Annotated in this window: 17 protein-coding genes; 6 read left to right on the top strand and 11 right to left on the bottom strand. The window is 72.1% G+C overall.

The genetic code is table 11. From position 1 onward, the window contains the following. Positions 1 to 48 precede the first annotated feature (48 nt). Positions 49 to 357, top strand: a complete 309-nt coding sequence (locus tag AB0C21_RS24165) for a hypothetical protein (RefSeq protein WP_500207095.1) — start codon at positions 49 to 51, stop codon at positions 355 to 357. Positions 358 to 414: 57 nt separating this feature from the next. Here the strand turns inward: AB0C21_RS24165 and AB0C21_RS24170 are convergent, their stop codons facing one another. The 3 genes from AB0C21_RS24170 to AB0C21_RS24180 all read right to left on the bottom strand — a co-directional run bounded on the left by AB0C21_RS24170 (position 415) and on the right by AB0C21_RS24180 (position 4,702). Continuing rightward, positions 415 to 2,007, bottom strand: coding sequence for an AMP-binding protein (locus AB0C21_RS24170; RefSeq protein WP_500207097.1), 1,593 nt, complete (start codon positions 2,005 to 2,007; stop codon positions 415 to 417). A gap of 98 nt (positions 2,008 to 2,105) precedes the next feature. Next, on the bottom strand, positions 2,106 to 4,253 hold the full coding sequence (locus AB0C21_RS24175) for a tetratricopeptide repeat protein (RefSeq protein WP_500207099.1): 2,148 nt from the start codon (positions 4,251 to 4,253) through the stop codon (positions 2,106 to 2,108). An 89-nt stretch (positions 4,254 to 4,342) separates the two neighbouring features. Beyond that, a complete protein-coding gene (locus AB0C21_RS24180; RefSeq protein WP_500207101.1) occupies positions 4,343 to 4,702 on the bottom strand; it encodes a hypothetical protein in 360 nt (119 codons plus the stop codon). A gap of 209 nt (positions 4,703 to 4,911) precedes the next feature. Between AB0C21_RS24180 and AB0C21_RS24185 the strand changes: the two genes are divergently transcribed. After that, on the top strand, positions 4,912 to 5,037 hold the full coding sequence (locus AB0C21_RS24185) for a hypothetical protein (protein ID WP_500207103.1): 126 nt from the start codon (positions 4,912 to 4,914) through the stop codon (positions 5,035 to 5,037). A gap of 114 nt (positions 5,038 to 5,151) precedes the next feature. Then, a complete protein-coding gene (locus AB0C21_RS24190; RefSeq protein ID WP_500207105.1) occupies positions 5,152 to 5,340 on the top strand; it encodes a hypothetical protein in 189 nt (62 codons plus the stop codon). On the opposite strand, the gene AB0C21_RS24195 is transcribed toward AB0C21_RS24190, so the two are convergent. Genes AB0C21_RS24195 through AB0C21_RS24205 form a run of 3 tightly spaced genes read right to left on the bottom strand, consistent with a single transcriptional unit; the run spans position 5,341 to position 7,694 of the window. Next, entirely contained in the window at positions 5,341 to 6,267 is a 927-nt protein-coding gene (locus AB0C21_RS24195) for a MerR family transcriptional regulator (protein ID WP_500207107.1), read from the bottom strand. It abuts the gene before it with no gap. 33 nt (positions 6,268 to 6,300) lie between these two features. Beyond that, positions 6,301 to 7,203, bottom strand: coding sequence for a pyridoxamine 5'-phosphate oxidase family protein (locus AB0C21_RS24200; protein ID WP_500207109.1), 903 nt, complete (start codon positions 7,201 to 7,203; stop codon positions 6,301 to 6,303). A 29-nt stretch (positions 7,204 to 7,232) separates the two neighbouring features. Then, a complete protein-coding gene (locus AB0C21_RS24205; protein ID WP_149263514.1) occupies positions 7,233 to 7,694 on the bottom strand; it encodes a VOC family protein in 462 nt (153 codons plus the stop codon). Positions 7,695 to 7,814: 120 nt separating this feature from the next. On the opposite strand from AB0C21_RS24205, the gene AB0C21_RS24210 reads away from it, so the two are divergent. Beyond that, on the top strand, positions 7,815 to 8,387 hold the full coding sequence (locus tag AB0C21_RS24210; RefSeq protein WP_500207111.1) for a CGNR zinc finger domain-containing protein: 573 nt from the start codon (positions 7,815 to 7,817) through the stop codon (positions 8,385 to 8,387). A gap of 22 nt (positions 8,388 to 8,409) precedes the next feature. Here AB0C21_RS24210 and AB0C21_RS24215 read toward each other — a convergent pair whose 3' ends face one another. Further along, positions 8,410 to 9,312: a LysR family transcriptional regulator gene (locus AB0C21_RS24215; RefSeq protein WP_500207113.1), complete on the bottom strand. Its 903-nt coding sequence runs from the start codon at positions 9,310 to 9,312 to the stop codon at positions 8,410 to 8,412. Between the two features lie 71 nt (positions 9,313 to 9,383). Between AB0C21_RS24215 and AB0C21_RS24220 the strand changes: the two genes are divergently transcribed. After that, entirely contained in the window at positions 9,384 to 10,238 is an 855-nt protein-coding gene (locus tag AB0C21_RS24220; protein WP_500207115.1) for a PhzF family phenazine biosynthesis protein, read from the top strand. A 35-nt stretch (positions 10,239 to 10,273) separates the two neighbouring features. Continuing rightward, positions 10,274 to 10,912 carry a maleylpyruvate isomerase N-terminal domain-containing protein gene (locus AB0C21_RS24225; protein ID WP_500207117.1) on the top strand — a complete coding sequence of 213 codons (639 nt, stop codon included), beginning with the start codon at positions 10,274 to 10,276 and terminating at the stop codon, positions 10,910 to 10,912. Between the two features lie 3 nt (positions 10,913 to 10,915). On the opposite strand, the gene AB0C21_RS24230 is transcribed toward AB0C21_RS24225, so the two are convergent. From AB0C21_RS24230 to AB0C21_RS24245, 4 genes are read right to left on the bottom strand one after another with little or no spacing between them, the layout of a single operon-like run. Then, complete coding sequence (locus AB0C21_RS24230) at positions 10,916 to 11,998, bottom strand: alanine racemase (RefSeq protein ID WP_500207119.1); 1,083 nt, start codon at positions 11,996 to 11,998, stop codon at positions 10,916 to 10,918. Beyond that, positions 11,995 to 13,596: an IucA/IucC family protein gene (locus AB0C21_RS24235; RefSeq protein ID WP_500207121.1), complete on the bottom strand. Its 1,602-nt coding sequence runs from the start codon at positions 13,594 to 13,596 to the stop codon at positions 11,995 to 11,997. The genes AB0C21_RS24230 and AB0C21_RS24235 overlap by 4 nt, the downstream gene beginning before the upstream one ends. Then, entirely contained in the window at positions 13,587 to 15,161 is a 1,575-nt protein-coding gene (locus AB0C21_RS24240; RefSeq protein ID WP_500207122.1) for an IucA/IucC family protein, read from the bottom strand. The genes AB0C21_RS24235 and AB0C21_RS24240 overlap by 10 nt, the downstream gene beginning before the upstream one ends. After that, entirely contained in the window at positions 15,158 to 16,318 is a 1,161-nt protein-coding gene (locus AB0C21_RS24245) for an ATP-grasp domain-containing protein (protein WP_500207124.1), read from the bottom strand. Before AB0C21_RS24245 ends, AB0C21_RS24240 begins: the two co-directional genes overlap by 4 nt. Positions 16,319 to 16,423 lie beyond the last annotated feature (105 nt).

Genomic DNA, 16,423 nt, shown 5'->3' on the forward strand with positions numbered 1-16,423 from the left:
CGAGCAAACGTTCGACGCGTGTGACGCGTGTGGTCTATGTTGTCGAACATGGGTTCTAGCACCGTGCGCTCCCTCGATCGCGAGCCGGCCGCGCTGGCGATGCGCATCGGCGTGGTCGCGGCCGAGGCCGCCCTCGCCACCTTCGCCCGCAACCTCGACCTCGACGACCTCGAGGACGGCGTCGACTTCCAGGGCACCATCGGGCCCGCCGAATGGCCGGTGTTCTCCCTGGTCATCGACACCCTCGCCGAGGCCGGGCCGGGCGACCGCCGCACGCTGGACGAGCGCCGCGCCGACGCCCTCAACGACCTCGCCCGCATCTGCATGGCCGCCAAGGAGCGCGCCGGAGCCGCCTGACCCCCGGGACGGGGCACGCCCGGGACCTCGCGGCCCTGGGCCCGGGCGTATCCCTCATCAGCCGTCGGGCGCCGTCCGCTTCACCTTGCCTGTGCTGGTCCGGGGGAGTTCCCGGACGAACCGGATGTCCCGCGGCACCTTGTAACGGGCCAGGTGCGCCCGCACGTACTCCTTGAGGTCGTCCTCGGTGACCTCCGCCCCCTCCGCCCTGACGACGTGCGCGGCGAGCCGCTGCCCGAACCTCTCGTCGTCCACCCCGGCCACCGACACCTCCGCGACGTCCGGATGGCCGCCGAGCAGGTTCTCGACCTCGCCGGGGAACACGTTCTCCCCACCCGAGACGATCATGTCGTCCGCCCGCCCGTCGATGAACAGCCGTCCCGCCTCGTCGAAGTGCCCGAGGTCGCCGGTGCCGGTCAGGCCGTCCCGCACCTGCTTGCCGCCGCCCCCGGTGTAGCCGGCGAACCGCAGCCCGCCGCCGGTGTATACCTCCCCGGTCTCGCCCGCGGGCAGCTCCCGTCCGTCCTCCCCGAGCACCTTGATCGTGAGCCGGAAGGACGGCCTGCCCACCGTGCCGGGCGCGGCCCGCAGATCCTCGGGCGTCGCGATCGTCGCCCAGCCCGTCTCGGTCGCGCCGTACACGTTGACGAGGACGTCGCCGAACGCGTCCATGAACGCCTCGGACAGATGCGGATGCAGCGCCGCCCCGCCGCACACGACCGCCCGCAGCGTCGGCGTCGGCGGCCGGTCCGGCACGTCCAGGATCCGCTGGAGCATCACCGGAACCGCCACGAGCGCCTCCGCTCGGCAGTCCGCGATCGTCTCCAGCACCTGCCGCGGATCGAAGCGGCGCGACAGGATGAGCGGCATCCCCATCCCGAGCCCGACCGTCGTGTAGGCGAACCCGAGCAGGTGGAAGAGCGGCGGCGCGACGACCATCGGCGCACCCGACCGCACCGGCACCCGCATCAGATGACTCAGAGCCGCGGGCAGCAGCGAGGACGCGGACAGATCATGCCGCGCCCCCTTGGGCGTGCCGGTCGTCCCGGACGTCATCAGGATCACCCGGCTGGCCCGCTCGGGCTTGAAGGGTTCAGGCGGGGTCTCCGCGATCAGCGCGTCGACCGTGTCCCCCTCCTCGCCCCAGGCGACCACCCGCTCCCCGCCGAACCCGGACTTCTCAACGGCCGCCCCGAACTCCTCGTCATGGACGAGCAGCTCGATCCCCTCCCGATCGACGACCTGCCCCAACTGCGTGCCGGAGAAATCGGTGTTCAGCAGCACCACGTCATTACCGAGCCGGGACGCCGCGAGAACCGTCTCCACGAATCCCCGGTGATTGCGGCAAAGAACCCCGACCTTCCCATCACCCACACGGTCTTGCAGGGCCGTGGCCAGCGAAGCAGCCCGCCGTTCGAGTTCCGCATAGGACAAGGCCCCGCGCTCATCGATCAGGGCCGTCCGCTCAGGAAACCGCAGCGCCGCCATGGCCCCGAGCGTCGCGGGCACGGGCCCGAACCGCACGTAGGGAAACAACAGCCGCACCGCCCGATCGGGCCGAACCGGCCGCAACGCCCCAGAGTCCCGCACCGCCCGCGCAGCCCTGCCCCCAGCCTTCGCAGCACCCCGAACCCGCCCAAGCACCAGCACGCCACCTTCCGTGAACCGGCCTCCGCATCCCGCCGTCGGCCATACCCGCCTTTCGCCCGAGCAAAGGCACCGTCTTCCAGTGCTCAATGACAGGTCGATCACTGCGATCTCGCGGCATGGAGGTTGCGGCGCACGATATCGGTGCTCGGGTGGTCAGGCCCCAGTACCCGTTCGAAGTCGGTGAGGGCTCGTTCGAGGATGGGGATCGCGCGTTTCAGGTCTCCCGCGTCCCGGTAGGCGCGGGCGAGGTTGTTGCGGGAGATCAGCGCGGTGGGGTGGTCAGGCCCCATTACCCGTTCGCGATCGGTGAGGTTCTGTTCGAGCATGGGGATCGCGCGTTCGACGTCTCCCGCGTCCTGGTAGGTGATGGCGAGGTTGTTGCGGGAGGCCAGAGTCTCGGGGTGGTCGCTGCCGCGCACTCGCTCGAAGTCGGTGAGGGTTTGTTCGAGGATGGGGATCGCGCGTTTCAGGTCTCCCGCCTCCCGGTAGGCGAGAGCGAGGTTGTTGCGGGAGGTCAGAGTGTCGGGGTGGTCGCTGCCGCGCACTCGTTCGAAGTCGGTGAGGGTTTGTTCGAGGATGGGGATCGCGCGTTCGAGGTCTCCCGCATCCTGGTAGGCGAGGGCGAGGTTGCCGCGGGCGTGCAATCGCTTGGGGTGGTCGCTGCCATGCACTCGCTCGAAGTCGGTGAGGGTTTGTTCGAGGATGGGGATCGCGCGTTCGAGGTCTCCCGCCTCCCGGTAGGCGAGAGCGAGGTTGTTGCGGGAGGTCAGGACAGCTGGGGCACGGTCGCCGTATAGGCGCTGGTTGGTGGCCAGGGTGCGTTGGAAGTACTCGATGGCGCGGATCAGGGAGCCTTGCCGTTGCAGGAAGGTGGCGGTGCGGTCCAGCAGGTGCTGAGTGATGTCGGTGTCGGTGTCGGCCGGTGCGTGGTCGGCCAGGGCGTCGATGTGGGGGAGCAGAGCCCGCCACATCGGCCATCTGGCAGGGTCTTCGACGTCGTAAGGGCGGACCTCGTCCAGGAGGCGGGTGGCGGTGTCGCGGGCGGTGGCGATGTCACCATGCCGACGGTGTGGGTCGGCCGGGTCGGGGGCGCGCGCGACGGCCTGCACCAGCCGGTGCACGGTGACCGCGCCCCCCTCAGCCAAAGTGATCATGTTGTAGGCGGCCAGCGCACCCAGGGCGTGCCGGAGCGCCGTCAGGTCCACTCCAGGGGTGAGGCGGGGCGAGGAGTGCCGCCGCAGCCAGGCCGGTAGCCCTCGTCGCCGGCGCGATCCCGGCGGGCTGCCGTTCAAGGCGGCGGGAATGCCTTCGACAAGGGTGCGGGGAATGGTCTCGGGGGCGTACCAGGCCAGGACCCGGAGCAGGTCCCCGGCCAGCGGAGTGTCGGTGAGCCGGTCGAGGGTGAGGCGCCAGATGCGGGCGATGGTGCGTGCGGCGTCGGTGCCCTGGGCGGTCTGGTCGTACATGACCGCCGGTGAGTCGGCCAGCAGCTCCATGTAGGCGCGCGGGGACAGGCGGTGCTGGTGCAGGTAGGCGGCGGCCTGCTCGATCGCCAGCGGCAGGTGACCCAGCTCTTCGACCAAGTCGGCGGCGCCCTCCAGATCCGCGCCGGGCCGGTCGTGGGCGGCGATGCGAGTGAGTAGTTCCACCGCCTGCCCACTGGTGAGCACGTCCAGCCGCAGCACTTGGGCGCCGAACCGGTGCCAGCTCTCGGCCAGACGGCTGGTGACCAGTACCCGCCCGTTGCTCGTGCGGGCCATCACCGGGGCGATGTGCTCGGGGTCGTTGACGTTGTCCAGCACGAGCAGCCAGCCGTCATGGCTGCTCAGCCAGGTCAGCGCCCACTCGGCCAGGGCCTCCAGGGGCAGCGCCTGCTTCAGTTCGGGTTGCAGTGCGACGGTGAGTGCGGCCAGTCCCGCCTGGACGGCCTCGCCGGTGTCGGCGGTGATCCACCACACCGGGGAGAACCGGTCGCGGTGGCGGGTGGCATAGCGAGCGGCCAGGGTGGACTTGCCCACCCCGCCCAGGCCGTGCACCGCGGCCACCACCACCTCACCCGATTCGGTCAAGGCCGCGTCCAGCTTCTGCAGTTCGGCGCTGCGCCCGACGAACAAGTGCGCATGCGCCGGAACGTTGGTCAGGCCCGGCGGGGCGGTCACGTCAGCGGGTCGTACCGAGTACGACAGCACGACCTGCCGCTCGATGCGCTGCTCGGTGAAGTTCTGGTCCCGACCGGCTTGGTTCACAACGCCGTGCCCCGACGCGGTGCCTTCCATATGCGAGGAGGGTTGGTCAGGTAGGGGTTCGGGTCCGCTGGCCATCGCTCTGAAGCCGGTTACCGGTCGCGGTGGATGTGCTGGTCGCGTCCGGCCTGGTAGATGCGGCCGTGCCCGGAGACGGTGCCCTGGATCTGGGTGTTGGTCGTGCCGTCTCCGGTGGAGACGATGCCGGTGTTGGTGGCGTTGTCTCCGAACTGGACCGACCGATCGCCCGCTGACCGGTCCCGCCCGGAAGTCCGGCGGGCTTGCACGGCCCCGGACACGGCCATGACCAGCCCGGCGATGCCGACGACGGCGCCGATGACCCCGATGGTGTCGCCCCAGTGGAAGCCCTTAACCGCGAAGTACACGATCAACACGGCCACCGATGCGGCCGCGATGATGCCGCCGGCCCAGGCCAGTACGCGCCCCGTCATGCCGCCATCATCGACCCGTCCACCCGGCGACAACAGGTCATCCGCCACAAACGCCTGAACCGGACGCCCAACATGCACGAATTCGGACGACCGCACTCCGTGGCTCTCATGCCCGGACGGAAGGGTGGGTGCCCGACCTGCGGAAATATCGTCTCAGGCAGAGCTTTCGCATAGCTGCTCGGTGTAGGGCGCAACTGTACGATCGGCGCGTGGATGAACTGATCGGCTACGACCGATGTTCGGCCATTCCCCAAGACCTCAAAGCCCAATGCGGGATCGCTTTCCATGCCGGGCTCGAAGGTGTCGGTCGTGATCGTGAAGGCGGGGCGGCATGAGGCGCCGCGAAGCCGAGCGGGATCGGGACGTGGCCGCGCCGCTGGCGGCCGAGGCCGAATGCGGTCCCGAGCGCTGTGGCCACACCCCGGACCCCGACGATGCGAAGGCCGTCGATGAGTAGGCGGCGGTACGTGGCCAGGGGCGTGCCGGGCGGTTACCGGATCTGGGACGCCAAGGCACGCCGATGGTGGGGAGACCTCTACGAGCTGTGTCCGGACGACCTGCTGGCGGAGCTCAACGGCGACGCGGACTCCGCGAAGATCACCGCCCTGCTCAAGAGGTATCGGGCGCTCAAGCGCTGATCAGGTGGTGGTGAGGGCGGTGAGGAACCAGTCGATCTCCTCGCGGGGGTGGTCGGGTGGGGCCCAGCCGTTGACGGTCGACAGGAGGGTGAGGTAGCGCTCGCGGCGCGGGTCGTTCGCGGCCGTCAGGTAGGCGGCCAGGCGGGCGCGCAGGGCTGGGGTGTCGGGGCGGTCCTGGAATTCTGCGTAGGCGGCTACGACTTCGTTGACGGCCTGGGCCGCCTCCGGGGAGTCCGGGGCCACTCCTGCGGCCAGCAAGGGGCGCACGGTCTCGGTGACGCGGGCGACGGCGTGCTTGCGTGGCGGGCCCTTGGGGCGGCTGGCGGCTGCGGCGCTGTGGTCGTTGAACAGGTCCCGCATGAGGGTGCGGAAATCGGGGTCGCGGCTGAGTTCGGCCAGTTCGACCCAGGCTGCCAGTTGCTCGGAGGTCGGGTCCTCGGGCAGTTCGGGGGCCAGCGACCGGTGCAGGACGCGGGGCATGGGGCCGGTCTCGGGGGCGCCGAACGAGCTGTTGAGGAAGTCGCCGACGAGGTCCTTGCGTTCGGCCGACGACAGTCGGGCCAACCGGTGCATCAGTTCCATCTCCTCGGGGTCGCTGCCGCGCCGGGCGGCGATGGTCAGGACCGCGTGCCGCAGCCGCAGCGTCCGCATCTGGACGGCGACGGCCTCGGCGTGGGCGGCGGCCACCTCGGCGGCCGATACCTCGCGGTCGACGATCTTCTGGACGGTGGCCAGGTCGATCCCCAGCTCGCGCAGCGTCCGCACCAGGCCCAGCCGGGCCACGGCGTCCGCCCCGTACCGGCGGTGTCCCGACGCGGTCCTGCGCGCCGGGACGATCCCGCGTTCGGTGTAGAAGCGCACGGCCTTCACGGTGAGCCCGGTGGTCCGGGCGAGGTCACCGATGGAGTAGGTCGCTTCGCCGTCCATGGCCTCACCCTGGCATCTCCCCTCAGGGGAGATTCAAGTGACGGGCGGGTTGAACCGGGACGGGACGGGGGCGCTCCAGCGCAGCGGCACCGCTCCGGCGATCTCGACGACCTCGGTGGCGGTGAACTCGACGAGGCGTTCGGCGCCCGGGACCGCGGCGGCGTGCGCGGGGTCCCAGTCGGTGCGCGCGGTGCCGGTGAGGTGGAGGACGGCGCCGGTGCTCCAGTCGCAGAAGAGCAGTCCGGCCCGGGGCTGGACCTCCAGGTTGCCCAGCGTGTTGAACATGGCGTTGCCGACGTAGTCGGGCCACCGCAGCACGGTCGGCGACACCGCCTCCACGAATCCGGGGGCGCCGCCGCGGTGGGAGGCGTCGGCGTCGCCGTCGAGGTCGGCGGTGGCGATGAAGAAGGTGTCCGCGCCGGCGATCCACTTCCGCTGGTCGGGGGTGAGGGCGCTGGAGCGCTTCGGCGGGACCGGTGTGGCCGCCGCCCATTCCGGTTGACGCTTCTGGATGTACTTGGGGCAGTTGGAGTACACCTGGTCGAGATCCACGCGCAGGCCGCTCTCGGTGGGGGCGGCGCGGCCGTTCATCCGCATCCGGCGGTGGCGGCCCGGTTCGATGGCCAGCATGCCGACCTGGGCGAGCCCGGTGAGCCGGTCGTGCAGCGGGTCGTCCGGCGCGGGGCGGGCGTCGATCGTGAGAGTGCGGTCGTCCTCGGCGCGCAGGAAGCCGGGCCGGCCGGTGAGCACGGTGGCCCACATCCGCCCCTGGCCGTCCGCGGCGCCGAGGACGAGCATCGGCTGCGCGAGCAGGAACTTGCGCGCCACCTCGGGTATCTCGGCGCGGACGGCGCGGGCGGAGAACGCGCCCTGGTCGAGCAGACCGGCGCGCCGCTGGGCGGCTCGTTCGCCTTGGTGGTAGACGTCGGCCGCCACAGCGGCCTCCTTTCGATGGACCGGTGGGGTTAGAAGAATCCGCAGGTGGGGGCCGCTCCGCTGGGTGCGGGGGCGGTGTCGGCGCCGGTCGGCGCGTAGATCTCCAGACGGGTCCCGTCGGGGTCGGTGAAGAAGATCCCGCCGGAGGAGACGCCCTCGCCGTGCGGGACGACGCCGTCGTGGACCAGTTCGGCGTCCAGTTCGCGGAGCACCCGCTCGGCGGCCTTCACCTCGTCGATCGACTCGACCTGGAACGACAGGTGGTGCAGGCCCGCCGATCGGGGCGCGAAGGCGGAGTCGCTCTGCTGCCACAGGGTCAGCACGAGCCGCCCGTCGCGGCCGAGGAAGGCCCAGCGGCGGTCGGCCTCCTTGCCTTCGGCCTGTACCTCGAACCCGAAGACGCGCTGGTAGAAGGGCACCGACCGGTCCAGGTCGGTCACGTTCAGCCCCACGTGCCCCGTCTGCAGGGCCTTGATGGCGACCGTCTCCATGCCACACCTCACTATCCCGGGCCGTCGTGCCCGGCGTTGATCTAACTAGCTATCTGAAGATAAGTGGTTAGAGAGAGCGCGTCAACCGGCTAAGTCTCGATAGCCGGGTAGAATCGCGGTGTGCAGCCGGAAGAACGACCTCCGCAGCGGGACGCAGCGGACCCCCGTCCGCTGGTCGGGGAGCCGCTGTTCCTGGACCTGCTCAACACCCGGTGGATCGACGACGGCGTCCGCCACGACCTGCTCGACTCGACCGACGGCCTGGCCGTCTGGCTGCGTTCGGCGGGCCTGGACGAGCGCGCGACGGCCGACCGGGCGACGCTCGACGCCACCGTGCGGACCCGCGAGATCCTTCTGGCGCTCGTGGACGAGGAGCCGTCCGCGCAGTCGGTCGACGCGCTCAACGGGGTCCTGGAACGCGGCGCGCTGCACCTCAGGCTCGGGCTCGGCGGCCCGCGGAACCGTGCGCGCACTGACGACCCCGCGTGGCTGCCGTCCTGGCTGGCCGCCGCCGACTACCTGCGCCTCATGGCCGACAGCCCCGACCGGATCAAGCCCTGCGCGCACCCCAACTGCGTGCTGCACTTCCACGACACGACCAAGAACGGCACCCGGCGCTGGTGCTCCATGGCCGTCTGCGGCAACCGGGCCAAGGCCGCCCGGCACTACGAGCGCGCGAAGACCGGACGCTGAGCCGCGTCCCGCCGGGCCGGGACTACGAGCGCGCGGTGCCGCCGGCGATCGATCCGATCAGGGCGGTGCGAACGGCGTCGACGGCGGGGGAGCGCCAGCGGGACGCCGGCTCGGCGAGCCAGAGGCGCTGCCGGGACAGGCCGGCGGGCGGGCGCAGTTCGGTGAGCGCGCCCGCGGCGAGCTCGCCGGCGACCGTGACCGCGGGCAGCAGCGCCACGCCGAGGCCGGCGGCGACGCAGCGCTTCGCCGTCTCGATGCCCCCGAACCGGGGCGGGTTCGCCGCGGGGTCGGCGGTGGCGGCGACAGCGGCGATCTCGTCGCTGTAGGAGCAGCCTTCCTCCAGCAGGATCACCCCGGCCTCGGCGAGCTCCGCCGGGGTGAGCGGACGGTCCCGGGGGAGGGGCGCGGCCGGCGCCGCGACGAGCGACAGGGGCTGGACGCCCAGATCGACCAGCTCGACGCCGGACGGGTCGGGCGACGGTTCGAGGACGAGGGCCAGGTCGGCGCGGCGGTCGGCGAGCGCGGCCAGCGCGGTCCGCGTGTCGGCGGGGGACAGCGACACGCTCACGTCCGGGAGGGCCTCCCGCAGCCCGGGCAGGACGGGCGCGAGCCAGTACGCGCACACCGACTCCGGCGCCTGGAGCCGCACCGGGCCGGAGGGCTCGGTTGCGGCGGCGGTGACCTCGGCGAGCATCCGCTCCTGGAGGTCGAGGATGCTCCGGGCGCGCTCGGCGAGCAGCGAACCGGCGAGGGTGGGGGAGACGCCGCCGGGGCGGCGGTCGAGCAGCGGCGTCCCGGCGATGCGCTCCAGCGCCTGGACGTGCGCGGTGACCGTGGACTGCACGAAGCCGAGCTCCGCCGCGGCGGCGGTCATCCCGCCTGTGCGCAGGACCGCCAGGAAGGTGGTGAGGAGGCGAGTGTCCATCGAGTATCCCGATGCATCCCATCAATAACCATCGTTGGACGCGATGCTACCGGTGCGCGCAGACTGGTCCCATGAGCGACATCGCACAAGCACTCCGCTACACCGCCTTCGACGTGGACGGCGAGGGCGGCAACCCGGCCGGCGTCGTCCTGGACGCGCGGGGCCTGGACGAGGCGAGCATGCAGGAGATCGCCGCCGAGATCGGGTTCTCCGAGACGGCCTTCCTCGTGGACGAGGGTGGCGCGCCCGAGCGGTTCCGGATCCGCTACTTCAGCCCGCTGGCCGAGGTCGCCTTCTGCGGGCATGCGACGATCGCGACCGCCGTCGCGCTGGCCGAGCGCCGGGGGACCGGGAGCCTGCGGCTGGACACCATGGCCGGGGAGGTCGGGGTCGAGACGAGGGAGGCCGGCGGCCGCGTCCTCGCCACCCTCACGAGCGTCCCGCCCACCGTCCGGGACGTCGCGGAGGCCGACCTCGCCGCGGCGCTGGACGCGCTGGGCTGGGAGGCCGCGCAGCTCGACCCGGCGCTGCCGCCGCGCATCGCGAACGCGGGCAACGACCATCTGGTCCTCGCCGCGGCCACGCGCGCACGCCTCGCCGACCTCGACTACGACATGGACGCGCTCGGCGAGCTCATGGCGCGCCGCGACTGGACGACCGTCCACCTCGTCTGGCGGGAGGGCGAGACCGTCTTCCACGCCCGCGACCCGTTCCCGCCGGGCGGCGTGGTGGAGGACCCGGCGACCGGCGCCGCCGCGGCGGCGTTCGGCGGCTACCTGCGGTCGCTGGGCCTCGTCGCCCCGCCTGCCCAGATCACGATCCGCCAGGGCGAGGACATGGGCCGTCCCAGCCGGCTGCTCGTGGACGTCCCCTCCGGCGACACCGGGATCAGCGTCAGCGGGACCGCCGCCCTGATGGGCGGCTGATCGGCGGGCCGGGATCGTCCAGTAGCGTCGGGGCCATGCCGCATCCGACCGCCCCCGTGACCGCAGACGATCTCGACCTCGCCGTCCGGCTGGCCATCGCCGCGCTGCGCGAGGCTCCCCCGGAGGCCTGGGACGCGAAGGCCGGGTCGCTCGAATGGACCTGCTGGGAGACCGTCGAGCACCTCAGCGACGACCTGTTCGCCTACGCCGCCCAGCTCGCGCCGAGGACGCCGCCGACGGACGGCGAGGTGCCGTTCGTGTGGGAGAGCAAGCGCTCCGGGGGACCGGCGAACGCGATCCACGCGGACCGGGACGCCGGGCCCGCGGGGCTGCTCCAGGTGCTCGACGCGTGCGGCGGGATGCTGTCCGCCGTGGTCCGCTGCACGGCCCCGGACGTCCGCGCGCACCATGTCTTCGGTGCGTCGGACGCCGAGGGGTTCGCCGCCATGGGGATCGTGGAGACCCTCGTCCACATGTACGACCTGGCGGACGGGCTGGGGCTGCCGTGGGAGCCGCCCGCCGACCTGTGCGCCCGCGTGCTGGGACGCCTCTTCCCCGGCGCACCGCAGGAAACCGACCCCTGGGCGACCCTCCTTTGGGCCACCGGACGCGGCGACCTCCCCGGGCGCCCGCGCGTCACGTCCTGGCGCTGGTACGGGAGCCCCCGCAGCTGACGGTCAGCGCCTGTAGTGGAAGGCCGGCTTCGGGTGCATGAGGAAGTCGTGGTGGGAGATGTTCCAGGCGTAGGCCCCGGCCATGGTGAAGGCGATGACGTCGCCCGGGGCCAGGGGCGGGACGAGGGCGTCGCGCGCGAAGACGTCCTTCGGGGTGCAGAGCTGGCCCACCAGGGTCGCCGGGCGCTCCGGGCCGTTCGCGGTCAGAACCCTGAACGGCTGGTCGTGGCCCTTTGTCACGGGCGTCCTCAGATGGTGGGTGCCGCCTCTGAGGACGACGTAGGTCTCGCCTCGCGTCGTCTTCACGTCCAGGACGTCGGTGACGTACCAGCCGTGGTAGGCGGTCATCGCCCGGCCGGGCTCTATGCGGACTTTCGCGGGGATGCCGCTTAGGCCCGTCCCGTAGGTGTGCCAGTCGAAGCGGGTTTCCGGGGACGTGTAGTCCACCGCCATTCCGCCGCCCACGTTCAGTTCGGGTTCGTCCACTCCTCGGGCACGCAGCCAGGGGATCGCCCGTTCCGCTATCCGGTGGGCCAGGTCGAGCATGACCGGCGCGTCCAGGCCGGATGCCAGGTGGGCGTGGATACCCCGCAGGGTGACGTGCGGATATGAGGCCAAGAGGCGGGCGCAATGGTCGAGGGCGTCCTCGTCCATTCCGAAAGGGCCGCTCATGGTGAGGGCGGCGTTCGGCACGTGCAGGGGCAGATTCGCGCGGAGAAGGATGTCGGCCGGGCCGAGGGCTGCGAGGCGGGCCAGTTCGTTCGGGCTCTCCACGTGGATCCGTTCGGCGTTGAGCGTGCGCGACAAGGCCAGTTCGTCGTCCGTCTTCCCTGGCCCGCCGAACGCCGCGGGCTTGCCGGGGAGCGTCTCCCGGACATGCGCGAGTTCGCCGCCGGACGACACCTCCACGCCGTCGATGTGGGGCGCGACAGTGCGGAGGATCTCGGCGTCCGGGTTGGCTTTGGCGGCGTAGAAGATCTCCGTGCCGGGCAGCGCGGCGCGGATGCCGCGAACGTGGGCTTCGAGGCCGGGCAGGTCGTAGACGTAGGCCGGGTACCGGTCGAGGGCCAGCGCGAACTCGTTCACAGCGGTCGGGGCGCGGCGAGCGGGTTGGGGACGGGGACGTAGGCGGCGCCGCGGTCGGCCGTCCGGGACCAGCGGGTGCGGAGGTTCGCCTTGGCGGGAAGCGGGACACCGGCCAGCAGGGCTCTCACCTGCGGGTGGCGGTCGTGGTCGGCGAAGTACTTGCGCGCCGTGCGCCAGAGCGTCTCCTCCAAGGACGGGTGGAGGTCGGCCACTGCGGCGGCTATCTCGGTCAGGTGGTTGACGAGGAGGCAGTAGACGACACGGTTCCAACCCTGGTCGGGGGCGTAGGTGAGGGCCTCGGCCACGCGGGTGGGGAGATGCGCCAGGTCCCACTGGCCGGAGGTCAGTTTGGTGCCTTCCATGTCGCGGAACACGGAATGGACGGGCATGCCGTCGTCGTCGACGCAGACGAGGACGTTCTGCAGGTGTGGTTCCAGGACGACGCCGTGGTCCAGATAGGCGCCCAGCACGGGCGGTGCCACGCGGGCTACGTATGCGTCCCACCAGGCTTGGGCGCTCTCCGGGGTCGACAGTGCGGGCAGCCCGGCGAGGAGGGCGTTGCAGGGGTCGGTCAGAGCGCCTGCAAGGAGAGGCGTCCCGGGAAGGGAGCCGACGCCCTGGCGCAGGATCACGCCCAGGCCCTCGTACAGGCGGCGGTCGGGGAGGGCGACGCTGCGGTAGGCGGGCTCCCTGAGGAACGCGGCGTCCAGCTTCTCCAGGATGGGCGGCAGTAGCTCGTTCAGGGTCATCGCCCCGGTCAGCTCGTACCAGGCGTTCTTCCGGACGCAGTTGGTGATGCGCACATCCAGGCTGAACTTGCAGAACACGTCGGCGTCCGGCAGGTACGCGGTACGGACGGACGACGTGGGCACCGCCTCCAGTCCGGAGGGGCCGAGGTTGACCAGGGAGCCGCTCGCCAAGGCTTTCCGCAGGACGGGGTTGTCCGCCAGCAACGAGAACTGCCACGGATGGACGGGAAGCAGCCGGCGTCCGGGCGGAGCCGGGGGGCCGTGCTCCTCCAGGGCCGCGAAGGCCCTCGCGTCCCCCTCCTCGGCGACGAGATGCTCCGGGACGGCGAGCCACAGCGGCCGGAACCGAGCCCTCGTCTCAGGCGCGTAAGGGAGCCACTCCTGCGGCGAACCCTGCCGGGCCTTGGGAGACGGGTGGAAACGATGCCCCGCCACAAGGGACTGCTCCGAGTCGATGTAGGGGTCTCCAGAGGGTTCGCCCCTCGCGGCGAGAATGGCGGTGAGCGCGGCATGGCTGCCGTCCACCTGAGCGAGGAACTCCGGGTTCGGGTGCCCGGTCGCCAACTCCAGTTCGCCCGCGACCAGGTTCGCCAACCTGTCCCAGGGGGCCGGTGTCCACTCGTCCGTGCGGCGCTCCTCGTAGGGCGGCGCCAAGCGAGGGGCGGCCCCGGCCGGGGGGCGGGCCAGGCCCGCGCGAAGCTCGACCCCCGCGCGGGGGAGCCGGAGCACCAGCCGGCCGCCGTCCGGCCAGACCTGCTGCTCGGGGCCGCACACCTCCCGGACCAGGCAGTTGAGCAGCGCGGTCGAGGTGGCGTCGTCGGCCGTGACGGCCGGTCCTGTCAGCAGCACGTCGTGTCCCGTAGGTAGTTCGGCCCCGGCGGGCCGTAGTGCTTGTTGATGTCGGCCGCGCCGGTCCTCGCCTTGTCGACGAGGGTCCCGGCGGTGACCATGGCCTTGCCGGGCAGCGAGTCGGCGTCGAGCGTGCGGGAGCGCAGGAACGCGTCGTCCGGCCCGAGCGCCTCGTCCAGCCGCTCGCGGATCATCCGGCGCCCGGTCCGCCACGGCAGCAGGCCCCGCTCGGCCAGGCCGAGGGCGGGCGCCGCGGCGCACAGGTGCAGCGTGATCGTGACGAAGACGCGGGCGAGGGCCTCGGGGTCGGAGGTCGTCATCCGGCGGTCGGCCAGGTCGCGGGGGTCGGTGCCGGGGGCGGGCGGCACGCGCTCACGGAGGCGGGACGGGTCGATGAGCGCGCCGTCGTTGTCCTTGACGAGGAGGCGGAGCGGGGACTCGTCCAAGACGAGCGCCACGTTCTGCTGATGCGCCTCTAGCGCGATGCCGTACCGGAACAGCGTGACGTTCCAGGAGAGCAGCGCCGACAGGTAGGCGCCGAAGAGCGCCTCGACGTTCCAGCGTTCGATGACGTAACCCTCGTCCGGTGCCTCGGCGAGCAGTGCCGCTACGGGGACGACGTGCGCGCGCGCCACCTCCGGCGGGAATCGCCGCACCAGATAGCCGAGGAGTGGGTCGTCGGCATGGCCGTAGGTCTGCTCGTCGGCGAGAAGGACGGGAAGGTCCGGCTCGTGCAGAAGCACCTGGCGCAGGATCCGCTCGACGAGCGCGCCGTCCGGGAGGGTGCCGGGCATGATGGTGCGCCGGTTGCGGAGGCCGAGGGTGCTCGTCGGCAGCGGCATCTTCAGATGGGCGAGCGGGGCCGCCGCGACCGTCCGCATCGAAAGGGTCGGGGCGACCTGGAGGTAAGGGTCGGGCGCGAGCAGGGCGCCGGGCTGCGAGCGCACTTGCCGCACCGCCAGCGGATGGACGGGAAAGAGCACGCCTTCCGATTCCAGGCCCACGTCGGACGACGTGGGCCACCACTCGGGGAGCTCCCCGGCCGGCGTCGCGTTCCGCACGGCCGCCCAGCGCAGCGGGAACGACGGAGCGAACTCGGGCGCGTAGCGGCTCAGCTCGGCCAGGGACAGCCCGGCGCGGCTCCGGCCGGTCGGGTGCACGGGGTGGTCGTTGTAGGCCGCCAGCGTCTCGTAGAACGTGCCGGGGCCCGTCCGCAGCTCGGCCGGGAGGCGTCCAAGCCGCCGGTGGACGGCCGGACGCGCGTCGTCGTGCAGCCGGACGGCCGCCAGGGCCTCACGGCACTCGCGCTCGAAGGCCGCCGTGTCGTCACGCGGGTCGGCCAGCGCACGGACGGCATGGAAGACGTCGCTCAACCGCAGGCCCTGCCCAGGGTCCACGACGAGTTCCGAGAGAAAGGCGGGACGCGCTTGCACGAGACGCACGGGCCGGCCCGGAAGCTCCAGCGTGCGGCCACGGACGAAGCGCCTTAGGCCCGCGTAGTCCTCTCTCAGCAACGCGTCCAGGACACGGGCCGCGAGCGTGCCTTCGGCGTCGTCGCCGGTCACGCGATCGTCCACTCGTGGGCCGCCCGGAACCGCGCCAGGGCGGCGTCCACCTCGTCCGGCCCGGGTCCGATGGCGCGGACGGTGCCCAGGTAGTCGCGGTTGGTGCGGGTGAGGTCGACGGTGTCGCCCACCGCCCGCTGTGGACGGTACGCGAGCCGCACGGGACCGTCGTCCAGCAGCAGGGGACCGGGAGCAGCGGTGAGCGTGCCGCAGCGGTCGGCGATGACCGGCTCGGCGACGGCATGGCGCGGACGCGGCACCCGCCGTTCCGGCAAGGACGCGCCCAGGTGGACGTCGAGGATCTGCTTGAAGAGCGGGACGCCCAGCAGGTCGCCCAGCAGGAAGTCGCAGTGGTCGCCGATCAGGCGGTAGTTGACCTCGATGATGCGGGCACGCCCCTCGTGGACGACGAACTCGGTGTGGCACGCTCCGAAACCGACGCCCAGCGCCTCCAACTGGCGCACGACCTGCGCCGCCTCCGGCGGCGGGGGCGCCCACTCCAGGCGCTCCTCGACGAAGAACGGCGGCGGCGAGAGCGTTGTGCGGAACGACCCCAGCACGCGCAACTCGCGCCCGTCGCCCAGCGTCTCCAGCGTGTGGAGGCGTCCGGGCAGGTACTCCTCGGCCACCAGCGGATCGCCGCGCCGGGCCCTGACCTCCCCGATCCGTGCGGAGAGCTCCCCGGCGTCGCGGACGAGGAAGACGTCCTCGCTCGCCACCCCCTCGCGCGGCTTGAGGACGAGCGGGTACGGCGCGTCCGCCGGGACCCGCGCGGCGTCCGCCGAGAAGACCGGGTCGAGGGACGCCAGGTGCCGCCGCATGAGCGCCTTGTTCTTCGCCCGGGTCGCGGCCCGCCAGTCCTTGGCGGGCAGGCCGAAGTACGCGGCGGCCAGCGCGGCGGGCGCCTGGAGGAAGTCGCTGTTGGAGAAGACGGCGGCCGGCTCAGCCCCGCCGTGTGCGGAGATGTCCTCGACGCTCGCGATGATGGCGCGGAAGTCGGAGACGTCGCACTCGACAACGGGGACGCCGGCGTCGTGGGCGGCGGGACGGTCGGTGAGGAGCGTGACGTCGAGGCCCAGGCGCGCGGCGGCGGGCAGGAACCCGTGGGTCACCGAGTCGGTCGCCTTGCCGGCGACCAGGTAGAGAGAGGCGGCCACGACCGGCCTTTCCAGTGAGTGAGGTAAGCCTTGCCTAACTCGCAGTGATCACCATAGTGGCCGGGGTGCCCTCCGCACGCAAGAACGATGGCATCGCGTGTCCCG

Origin of the sequence: Spirillospora sp. NPDC049024, from assembly GCF_040649235.1 — a bacterium.
Taxonomy (GTDB): domain Bacteria; phylum Actinomycetota; class Actinomycetes; order Streptosporangiales; family Streptosporangiaceae; genus Spirillospora.

What these genes read in the sequence shown, in the direction of transcription:
- AB0C21_RS24215 (WP_500207113.1), bottom strand. Translation starts at nt 9,312, where the DNA reads ATGGACACTCGCCTCCTCACCACCTTCCTGGCGGTCCTGCGCACAGGC.
- AB0C21_RS24180 (WP_500207101.1), bottom strand. Translation starts at nt 4,702, where the DNA reads ATGACGGGGCGCGTACTGGCCTGGGCCGGCGGCATCATCGCGGCCGCA.
- AB0C21_RS24205 (WP_149263514.1), bottom strand. Translation starts at nt 7,694, where the DNA reads ATGGAGACGGTCGCCATCAAGGCCCTGCAGACGGGGCACGTGGGGCTG.
- AB0C21_RS24220 (WP_500207115.1), top strand. Translation starts at nt 9,384, where the DNA reads ATGAGCGACATCGCACAAGCACTCCGCTACACCGCCTTCGACGTGGAC.
- AB0C21_RS24225 (WP_500207117.1), top strand. Translation starts at nt 10,274, where the DNA reads ATGCCGCATCCGACCGCCCCCGTGACCGCAGACGATCTCGACCTCGCC.
- AB0C21_RS24165 (WP_500207095.1), top strand. Translation starts at nt 49, where the DNA reads ATGGGTTCTAGCACCGTGCGCTCCCTCGATCGCGAGCCGGCCGCGCTG.
- AB0C21_RS24195 (WP_500207107.1), bottom strand. Translation starts at nt 6,267, where the DNA reads ATGGACGGCGAAGCGACCTACTCCATCGGTGACCTCGCCCGGACCACC.
- AB0C21_RS24190 (WP_500207105.1), top strand. Translation starts at nt 5,152, where the DNA reads ATGAGTAGGCGGCGGTACGTGGCCAGGGGCGTGCCGGGCGGTTACCGG.